This is a genomic window from Segatella salivae DSM 15606, assembly GCF_000185845.1.
GTDB classification, from domain to species: Bacteria; Bacteroidota; Bacteroidia; order Bacteroidales; family Bacteroidaceae; genus Prevotella; species Prevotella salivae.
Genome location: NZ_GL629647.1, coordinates 2,981,380 through 2,992,752, shown reverse-complemented (window position 1 = coordinate 2,992,752; position 11,373 = coordinate 2,981,380). Strand labels below are relative to the sequence as shown.

6 protein-coding genes are annotated in these 11,373 nt (G+C 37.5%); all 6 read left to right on the top strand.

Features of this window, described 5'->3' with window-relative positions; all coding sequences use genetic code 11:
* Nucleotides 1-713, top strand: a 713-nt coding sequence (locus HMPREF9420_RS11655) for a FadR/GntR family transcriptional regulator (protein WP_007135918.1), incomplete at its 5' end; no start/stop codon positions are given.
* 28 nt (nt 714-741) lie between these two features.
* Nucleotides 742-1,650, top strand: a complete 909-nt coding sequence (locus tag HMPREF9420_RS11650; RefSeq protein WP_044079262.1) for a dihydrodipicolinate synthase family protein — start codon at nt 742-744, stop codon at nt 1,648-1,650.
* Between the two features lie 45 nt (nt 1,651-1,695).
* The gene (locus HMPREF9420_RS11645) at nt 1,696-4,857 is read left to right on the top strand and encodes a SusC/RagA family TonB-linked outer membrane protein (RefSeq protein ID WP_007135916.1); all 3,162 of its coding nucleotides are present in this window, start codon (nt 1,696-1,698) and stop codon (nt 4,855-4,857) included.
* Nucleotides 4,858-4,877: 20 nt separating this feature from the next.
* Nucleotides 4,878-6,323, top strand: a complete 1,446-nt coding sequence (locus tag HMPREF9420_RS11640) for a RagB/SusD family nutrient uptake outer membrane protein (protein ID WP_007135915.1) — start codon at nt 4,878-4,880, stop codon at nt 6,321-6,323.
* Nucleotides 6,324-6,446: 123 nt separating this feature from the next.
* On the top strand, nt 6,447-7,982 hold the full coding sequence (locus HMPREF9420_RS11635; RefSeq protein WP_147625680.1) for a sialidase family protein: 1,536 nt from the start codon (nt 6,447-6,449) through the stop codon (nt 7,980-7,982).
* Nucleotides 7,983-8,103: 121 nt separating this feature from the next.
* The gene (locus HMPREF9420_RS11630; protein WP_007135913.1) at nt 8,104-11,370 is read left to right on the top strand and encodes a SusC/RagA family TonB-linked outer membrane protein; all 3,267 of its coding nucleotides are present in this window, start codon (nt 8,104-8,106) and stop codon (nt 11,368-11,370) included.
* Nucleotides 11,371-11,373: the final 3 nt, after the last annotated feature.

Here is an 11,373-nt window from a genome sequence, read left to right as displayed (position 1 = left end):
TCTCAAATTCATTGAATCTTGTAGATAAAGTTGAAATAGAAATTATATCTTATTTCATCGAACATGGCTACAAAATTGGAGATTCGATTCCCAATGAAATCCAACTGGCCTCAGAGCTTGGCGTAGCTCGTAGCGTATTGAGAGAAGCATTAAGTCCGTTAAAGATGATAGGTCTTGTTGAAGGTAGGACAAGACGAGGCATGTATCTGCGTGAACCTTCCTTTTTTAAGGGCTTTCAGCTAAGTGTTAATCCACATTTTATGAGCGAATCGTCTCTTATTAACCTATTAGAACTAAGAATAGCCTTAGAGATTGGCATTTCTTCGACTATCTTTGAGCGAATCACTCCAACAGATATTCGACAGTTAGAAGAAATAGTCAAGCTTAGTTCTGTATTCGAAAATAATAGCTATTCACCAATTAGTGAATACTCATTTCATTCTAAACTATACCAAATCACAAACAATAATTTCATCGTAGATTTTCAACAAATCATGCATCCAATCATGGATTTTGTCAAAGATAAATTCAAAGATTGTATCGAACCCATTAACATCAGATTGAAATCACAAGGGAAACTTGTGACACATGCAGACTTGTTAGCGCTCATAAAGAAGCGAGATTTGGAAGCATATAAGCGTGGAATAGAGATGCATTTCGAGGCTTATCGAATGTTTATGAAGGCTCATAACAAAAAAAATAAAGAAGAATAGTAATCACTTAACACTATAATCTATGAGTATGAAACATTATAATAGGATCAAAGGATTGATTGCTGCGACCTTTACTCCTTTTAATCAAGAAGGGAATCTCAATTTAGAAGTAATCCCAATGTATGCAGATTATTTAGCTAAATCATCCATTCAAGGTGTATTTATTTGTGGCACTTCAGGAGAATCTTTATCTCTTACTGAGCAAGAGCGAAAAGAGTTGGCCTGCGCATGGATTAAAGCTGCTCAAAAAAGATTTAGAGTTATTATTCATGTTGGTTCTAATTCTATAATTGAATCCAAGTCGCTTGCCCAACATGCTGAGGAGATTGGAGCTGATGGTATTGCCATGATGTCTCCTACATTCTTTAAGCCGGTAAATGTGAATGAGTTAGTTACCTATTTAAAAACTGTTGCTTTGAGCGCTCCCCACACTCCATTTTATTATTATAACATGCCAACAATTACAGGCGTTCATTTGCCAGTAAAAGATATTCTTAAAGTAGCAGGTCAAGAAATAGAAACGCTTGTCGGTGTAAAATTTACGAGTAATAACTTTATGGAAATGGCAGAATGTATAGATTATGATTGTCATCGATTTGAAATTCTTAATGGTTATGACGAAAATTTGCTTTGCGGCTTAGCTATGGGAGTAGAAGGTGCCGTGGGAAGTACCTACAACTATATTCCTCACATATATCAAAAGATGATGGAATATTTCAAAAAAAACAAAATTACTCAAGCGAGAGAAATGCAATTAAAGTCTATCGCTGTAATCAATATTATTATTAAACATGGAGGCGGAGTTAGGGGTGGAAAAGCCATTATGAAGTTCATCGGAATTAATTGTGGTGATTGTCGGTTACCTCTTTCACCTTTTTCAAAATCCGAGTATGAGGAAATTGAACGTGAACTTGTGTCATTACACCTTATCTCATAAATTTATTTTTTTATTTCTGCTTTATTTACCTTAAACAATATACACATGAATGTCTTATTAAAAAAACTGATGATGTTGTTTTTTATAACAACAATAGCGTCACCAGGACTTGCACAAACAATCACAGTTACTGGTACGGTCACAGACGAACAAGGTGAGGTTTTGCCTGGAGTTTCTATCATTCAAAAGGGAACTAAAAATGGTGTGATAACAGATATCGATGGGAAATATAAAATTAACATCCCAAAAGAAGGAAAGCTTATATTTACTTTTTTAGGCTTTACAGGTAAGGAAATAACACCAAAAAACAGCATTGTAAATGTAACCTTATATCCTACACAAGTAAGTTTACAAGAAACGGTTGTCATTGGATATGGTGCTCAATCACGCAAAAGCTTAACAACAGCCATAGCTAAGCTTAATGGTGACAGATTAGAAGGCTTATCTATATCAACACTTGGCGAAGGTCTTAAAGGCAAACTCGCTGGAACACGATTCTATTCTACAAATAATTCTCCAGGAGAAGAAGTATCGATTCGTATACGTGGAGGGTCTTCTATCAATAAAAGCAATGACCCTCTGATTCTTGTAGATGGAGTTGAACGCTCGTTCTCTGGTATAAATAGCAATGATATAAAATCTATAGAAGTATTAAAAGATGCTGCCTCCACTGCTATCTATGGCTCCAGAGCTTCAAATGGAGTTATTTTAGTAACTACAAAAGATGGTATAGCAAACCAACCACCCTCAATTACGTTTGAAGCTTCGATAGCTATGCAAAGCCCAGAAACCAAATATAATTTTATGAATGCACGTGATTATATCAATACTGTGCGCCCTGCTGTAGCGGTGGGACCTAATAGTCGCTTCAACACTATGGATGGATTTTCAGCTAGTTCTGGCAATTCAGAATCCTCTATTTACTCTACACGATACTTAAATCATGGAGAAGAAGTTCCTGAAGGCTACCAGTCTATGCCAGACCCCTTAGACCCTAACAGGACATTGATATATCAAGATACAGACTGGCAGTCTGAAATTTACAAAACAAGTCTATGGCAAAAGTATTATGCCGGAATCAATGGAGGTAGTAAAAACGTAAGCTATAACGCAAGTCTTGGCTATATGGATGATAAAGGTGTAGCTTTATGTACAGGTTATAATCGTTTGAATATGAGAACAAATCTGAATATCAAGGCTTCAGATAAACTTCGTTTTAATATTGGGCTCGATTATTCAAAAACTAAATCAGAAGAATTTGCCAACCAAATGAATATCATCTCAAGAGGCTTATCAACTCCTCCCACACAAAAGAAATATAATAGTGATGGTACGCCTACCAAAGGATATAATGCTACTTCACCAACACCTCTTTTCTATCAATATAATAACAATAACAACAAATCATACAGGAGATACTCTGGATTCGGTAAAATAACATATTATTTTCTACCAGAATGGAAGATAGAATCTCAAGTTTCAACCTTCAATCAAAATTCAAGATTTAGCAGTTTTCAAAAGGCTAATGTTTTTAACGGACGTAGACCAACCGAAGAAGATTATAATGAAGATGAAAGAAATAAACTCGAATTGTATAGTACATTCAAGCAAAATTTTAAGAAACATTCATTCTCTTTGTTAGCAGGTTACTCCTATCAACAATCTAAGTTCAACTCATTTGGTGCAATTGTGAGTGGTGCTAGTACTGATAAAGTGCCTACACTAAGTGCAGGACCTAATAAAGAAGATGCGTATAGTGACAAATATAAAGTTGTTACAATTGGATATTTTGGAAGATTATCTTATGACTACTTAAAGCGCTATTTCTTAACAGCTACATTCAGAAATGATGCATCTTCGCTATTTGCAGAACATCATCGGTGGGGATTTTTCCCTGGAATTTCCGCAGGTTGGATTATGTCTGATGAACCTTTTATGAAGAATATTAAGTCCATTAATACCTTAAAACTAAGAGCAAGCTATGGCCAAACAGGCAATAATAGTATAGGTATTTATGATGCATTAGGACGCTATTCTACGGATGCTCGCTATGATGGAAATGCAGGTATTGTACCAAATGTAATGCCAAACCCCAATCTAACATGGGAAACTACAACGCAATTAGACCTTGGATTTGATTTCAATTTATTAGATAATCGGTTATCCGTTATCTTCGATTATTTCGACAAAAGAACTAACAATTTACTATTTAAGAAAGAACTTCCAAATACATCTGGTTTCAAAGATATAAATACAAACGTTGGTAAAGTAAAATTTTATGGTTTCGATATTGAAGTTTCAAGTGTCAACATTCGAAACAAAGATTGGGAATGGACAACAAGGATGACCTGGAGTTATGTCAAAAATAAGGTTCTCAAACTACCCTTCAATGGACGTGACAAAAATCGAATTGGTGGTATTACTTTAGCAGATGGTACTGCATTTGGTGGTATAGCAGAAGGAGAACCTATGTATCGTTATTATGGTTTTATTGTCGATCATATCCTTCAAAATAAAGCTGCAGCCGATGGGGCCATGTATGATGTCTATGCTAAGGGCTACAGAGACTCTGATCATCAACGTATTGTCGGAAGAAAAGAAGTAGGAGACTACGAATGGAAAAATCGAAAAGGAAGTAGAACGAAAGACGGAAAGGAAATTATTGACAGTCAAGATTTGTTTTATTTAGGAACAACAGTTCCCACATCAACTGGTGGTTTAGGTAACACTTTGAGGTGGAAAAACCTCACTTTCAATCTTTACCTTGATTGGGCTTTAGGTCATTCTATTAACCATAATTCTGAAATGAGATACTTCATGAATACTTTTGCAAACAATTATACGATTATCGATGAAGTGAAAAAATGCTGGAAGCAAGAAGGAGACAATACAAAATATGCAAGATTTACGGCAAATGATCCTGATGATGGAAATGCAAACTTCAGTAGGACTTCTAATATCTTTAATTATAAAGGTGACTATTTATGTCTACGCGAAATTTCATTATCCTACTCTTTCCCAAAGTCTATATCTTCTAAATTAGGGATGCAAGATCTTACCATAAGTATTTCCGGAAATAATTTGCACTATTTCACAGCAGTACGTGGCGTGTCTCCAGAAATAGGAACAAATACAACATATTCTAACTCCTATTATAACTATCCACCAATTAAAAAAGTTTGTCTCGGAGTTAAAGCAACATTTTAATCATTAATATTTGTAGTATTATGAAAACCAAACTTATTTTTATTATAGTAGCATTGTCTTTTATGAGTTGTATTGGAGACTTAGACGTAACCAATAAAAGTGCAGTGTCATCTAAATCCATGTGGAAAGAAGAAGGAGATGCTAAGGCTGCCATGTATGGCCTATACAATCAGTTCAGAAGTACATTCTCCTATGGATATTTTACATGGGGAGAATACAGGACAGGACTATGGGGGGACGGCCTAACAGGACAAACTTCAAGAGACCAAGTCTATCAAAATCAAATTCCAACAAACCATTATTTTAGTGATTGGACTGAGCTATATACAACTATTAATGATGCAAATCTCATCATAAAAAAGGTTCCTATAATTCATTTTAATTCAGAGAATACTAAGAATGAAGTTCTATCTAATGCCTATTTTGTCAGAGCTTTCTGTTATTACTGGATAGGAAGAATCTGGGGAGATGCCCCCTTACTATTAGAAGGATATGAATCTGACTCGCAAGAAGGACTCTACCCACAAAGAACATCAGCTGAAAGAATCTTCGAACAAATTGGTAATGATATTGACAAAGCCTACAAGCTAATCCCTGATGGAATAGTAAAGAATAGAGCTTCTAAAACAAGTATTGCAATGCTGAAAGCTGATTATGACTTATGGATGTATAAAGTTAGGAAATCAGGAGATAATTATCTACAGGATGCGAATGAAAAGATACAAAGCGTTCTTGCCAATCCTGCCTATGGATTAGAAAACAATTATGCAGATATTTTTAACGACCAACCCAACAAAGAGGTTATCTTTGAATGGACTTTTGTGCAAGGAGAATTCACATCAAGCGAGACAGAGAACTATTTAGTTCCTTCACAATATGTAACAACTAAATATATCAACAATCCGATTCAAACTGGAAGTCATCAACAATGGTGCTTCTTTACTCCATCATTCAAGTCATTTCTGACAGCAATTCAAGCCGATCAACGAGCTAAAATGACCTTTTCGACTTTCTATGATCCTGATAAAGAACAAACTTTTCAATGGATTAACAAATTCAAGGGTCATTGGATAAACAATACACGTGTATTCGATTCTAATATCTTGGTTTATCGGTATGCAGATGCTGTGCTATTTGATGCAGAGATAAAATTAGCAAAAAACAATATACAAGGAGCTATAAACGCACTAAATCAAATTGCAAATAGAGCATATGGAATAGATAATTTCTATTCAAATCTAACAACCTTTGAAGATGTAAAGAAAGCCATTGTAAATGAAAGAAAAAAAGAATTCGCTGCAGAAGGAAAGCTTTGGTGGGACTTTATCCGCTTAGGAGTTGTGTTTGAAGAGAATCCATACTTGGCAGGACGACAGCATGAAACAAATGTTTTGTTATGGCCTGTATCTCAAAATTCAATTAATAAAAATCCAGAGTTAAAGCAAACAGAAGGATTTAATAAATAGAGAATCTCAATGAATAACCTTAGACTATTTCTATTTTTATTCTTAAATATATCCCTTATAGTGGGATTTGCAAACACAAGAGGTAGCATAAACGCTGCTACCTCTTGTGTAGACATTTGTCAAATGCGATATACAATACCAGTATTGGTACTAAAAGATACAAATCCTGTACTCAAAATTGGAATTAAAACAACAAGTGAAAAACGAATTGAAAATATAAGCTTAAACCTAAATGGAACCACGAGTCTGAATGATATTGTAGAAATTACAATATATGAAGGATTTAAAGAGGGAATCATCGCCTTGTCTAAAAAACTCGCCTCCACATCAAAAATTAAGAAAACAACTATTATTCCATTAGAGATGAGTATAGAAGGCAAAGATTCTCTTTGTCTATGGGTGTCTTTAAGATTGAAAGATTGTGTGAACCTTTCCCACAGATTCAATCTCAATTGCCATAAGATAAAAATAGACGGAAAGTTCTATTCTGTTCCCAAGAAATATACTAATGGACTTCGAGTGGGTGTAGCCTTGAATGGACGAAACAAAGAAGGCATACACACATTAAGGATTCCAGGTTTGATTTCCTTAGGTAATGAACAATTGATTGCTGTTTATGATGCTCGTTATGATAGCAGTCGAGATTTACAAGGGAATATAGATATATGCTGTCAACGTAGCACTGACGGAGGAAAGACATGGGGCAAAATCCAAAAGGTTTTAGACATGGGAACCTATGGGAACCTACCTGAGAAATATAATGGTGTAAGTGATGCTGCCATTTTGTATGATAATTATACGGGGAAAGTGTGGGTTGCAGCAACATGGATGCATGGTGTGTTAGACAAGAATACAGGAAAATGGATAGAAAACCTAATTGAAGATAGCACAGTTTGGAATCATCAATGGGCTTCTTATGGCTCTCAGCCAGGATGGGGAATAAGACAAAGCAGTCAAATCATCTTGAGTAATAGCATTGACCAAGGTAAAACATGGTCGAAACCAATAAATATCACCTCGCAAGTTAAACGCCCCCAAGATTGGTTACAAACAGTTGCACCTGGAAATGGAATCGTCTTAACCAATGGGACGATTGTTTTCCCAGCCCAGGGTAGAACAGAAACGGGGATGCCTTTTTCGAATCTTATGTATAGTAAGGATGGAGGAAACACCTGGAAAGCAAGTAAACCTGCGGGAATCAATACTACAGAATGTACTGTTGTGCAGCGAAATGATGGCAGTATTATGCTCAATATGCGCGACAATAGAAACTATAGAGACTATTCTGAGCATAATGGGAGGAAGATATGTGTCACAAATGACATAGGAGAGACATGGAAAGAACATCCTACATCCCATCATGCACTGATTGAACCAGTATGTATGGCCAGTCTATATCGCCACATCTATGACCATAAAAAGAAAGCTGTTTTGCTATTTTCAAACCCTGATAATAAACTCACGCGAACGCATATCACGCTAAAAGTAAGCTTCGACGAAGGAGAAACTTGGTCTTCTAAAAAGATATTATTAGATGAATTAAGTGGCTTAGGATATTCTTGCATCACCTCAGTAGACGAGAATCGCATTGGAATATTATATGAAAGCAGTCAACACAACCTTGTATTTCAAATCGTGAATCTTAAAGAATTATTATGAATAGCGGCTTTCCTTTCCTCTGCAATCCACAGAGAAGGAGACAACATAACTAACACCTTATCTTATATAATGATAAGAAAAAGAGATTAAATCTTGTGTAATTACATATCCATTAACTTTTATGAAAAACAAATCTCCATTCAGATTGCACCGCTTAAGCATTGGGGTTGCAGTCGTTTCGGCACTTGCTTTATCACCTGCTTTGGGGGTTCAGGCAAGCCAACTAACCAAGTTGAGTCAAACGAAATCTAAAGAACAGCTTATTGTAAAAGGAAAAGTTGTAGATCAACAGAACAAAGAAGAGTTGATTGGGGCATCCATTGCAGTAAAAGGACTCTCAACAGGCGCAGTGACAGATGCCCATGGCGACTTCACGATTTCAGTCCCTTATGCCGATGCTACGCTTGTTGTTTCGTTTATTGGCTATCAACCTGTAGAAGTAAAATTATGCGGACGCTCTACACTTACAATTGAATTGACTGAAGATGCAAAGGCTTTGGAAGAAGTGGTTGCCGTTGGTCACATCAAACAACGCAAAGAAACGATGACTGGAGCTGTTGCAACAATAACGACAAAAGACTTGGCCCAAAGTCCAACGGCTAATCTAAACAATGCTTTAGCAGGTCGTTTGCCGGGCTTAATTGCCAACCAATACGCAGGAGGTGAGCCTGGAGTAGACAGAGCTGAAGTGTTTATACGAGGCAAAGCGACTTTTAATGCACAGAATCCCATTGTGATTATTGATGGCATTGAACGCGATATGACTTATCTTTCGGCTGATGAGATTGAGACATTCACCATTCTTAAAGATGCGTCGGCTACGGCTCAATATGGTATTCGCGGTGCAAATGGCGTTGTTGTCATTACTACTAAGCGTGGACAGAACAGCGATAAGGCAAGTGTTAACTTTAAGGCTTCTTATGGATTCAATAAGGCTGTGAAGTTCCCAAGCTATTTAGGATCGGCTGATTACATGGTGTTGCATAACGAAGCAATGATTAATGATGCCCGAATGAACGGCTTATCTGATGATGAAATATCCCGATTGAATCTCTTTACTCAAAAGGCTATTGACGCACATCGAGCGGGAATAGGATATAATTGGGATTATTTTGACTATGCTTTCAAGACTGCTCCACAACAAGATTACACCTTATCTATACGAGGCGGCAATGAACGTGTGAAGTATTTTGTTATGGCCAACTATTTCAATCAAGGCACAAATCTCAGACATAACTCTGAAAAGACGAATGGATCTGAAAGTAGATTCAGACGATATAACATCCGTTCGAACATTGATATTAACATTACAAAGAACTTCTGGGCTAAGTTTGATTTGGGAGGACGAATCACTGACCGTACAAGTCCTGGCACTTCGGCGGCCACAATCGTAACTATTGCCAATACACAGCCCCCTTATTTGCCAATAACATTAGAGGATAATGGGAACGAAGCAAATCGGAAGATATTTGCACAAAACCCTAACGGCGTGCTCTTTGGTACGCAACTTTATCGTTATAACATTCTCGGAGAACTGAGTCGCACAGGATATCAGAATGAAAAGAATACTTATTTTGAGGGTGCTTTGACGTTAGGCCACAACTTAGACTTCATTACTAAAGGACTGAAGATTGAGGGAATGATTTCTTATGACTTTCAAGGCAGCCGCTGGATTGTTCGTGATATCCCCTATTATAATGAGGGATATAAGCGTTTTCCGGGTTATGCTACGTTCGAACCTGTAGCTGGAGTTGATGTATACAATGACCCAACAGTGCCTTATAAAGGTGCATACGGGGGCGGAAACAGGTATAATATCGACCAAAATCGTAACAATGAAGCCAGAAACAACCCACAAGACTCTCGCTATTATGCGCAGGTGAAGTTAGAATATAACCACACTTTCGGCCACGATCACGAGGTCGGTGCGTTGTTTCTCATCAACCGTAGTGAGCGCAATTACAACAATGACCCTTATTATCGCTATCAAGGAATGACCGGCCATGCTTCATATTATTATCAAAGGAAGTATCTGGCAGAATTCAACTTCGGCTATAATGGCTCTGAAAACTTTGCCCGTGGCAAACGTTATGGCTTCTTTCCTTCTGGTTCTTTAGGCTGGGTGATTAGTAATGAGAAGTTTATGCGCGCCACACAATCATGGTTAGACTACTTAAAGATAAGGGCTTCTTATGGTTTGGTAGGTAGTGATATGCTGCCCAGTGACCGTTTTGCATACTTAGCTTACTATGGAGGTGACAATGGTTATCATTTTGGTCCCAATCTCAACTCATGGATAGACGGAAACGGCGAAGCTCGTTTGGCGAGCACAGCACTGACTTGGGAGAAAGCAAAGAAGGTCAATTTAGGCATCGATATGACGCTGTTTAGACAACGATTAAGCATTAGTTGCGATGTGTTTACAGAGAAACGATTTGATATCTTGACGAACTTGAACACCAGTGCAGGTGCAGACATTCAGCGAATGAACTTCCCTGGCGTGGTTGGTGCATCTGCCCCATGGATTAATTCAAGTAAAATCAAGAACTATGGTGTTGACTTTGAAGTGACGTGGCAGGACAAAATCGGTCGTGACTTCAGATATTTTATTAAACCAAACTTTACCTTTGCTCGCAACAAAATAGAGTATACAAACGAGATTGACTGGGGAAAGAATACATGGAGGCAGGCAACAGGCAAACCCATGAACAGCAACTTCACGTATGTTTTCGACCACTTTGTCGCAAACCAAGCCGAAGCTGATGCCCTAAACGCCTCAGGAATACAAGGCTCATTCGGTAAGTTAATCCCTGGGGATGTGGTTTATAAAGACATGAACGGCGACAAAGTTATTGATGATAAGGACCGTGCGGCTCAAGGATATCCTCGTTGTCCGGAAATAATGTTTGGCATTCCGATGGGCTTCTCTTGCAAAGGGTTTGACTTTAGCATACTTTTCCAAGGCGCAACCAACTCTTCTATCCTCTTAAATGGTGCTGCAGTATATGATTTTCCCAATTTCCATAACGACAAAATGGGCAAGGTTAAGCCGATGCACTTAAAGAGATGGACACCCGAAACAGCTGAAAATGCAAAATATCCAGCCCTCCATTTGGGAACACATAACAACAACAAGAACATCCATAGCAGTCTTTTCTTGTATGATGCAAGCTATGTTCGTTTGAAGAATATAGAGATAGGATATTCTCTTCCCTATCAGTTGATTAAGGTTGCAAACCTACAACAGGTTCGCTTCTATATCCAAGGGCAAAACTTATTGACTTGGGATAAACTCGGAGACGTTGATGTTGACCCCGAAACCAATAGCAATGGCACATGGTATCCCATTCAAAAGGTATTTAATTTTGGCGTAAATATTACATTCTAAACC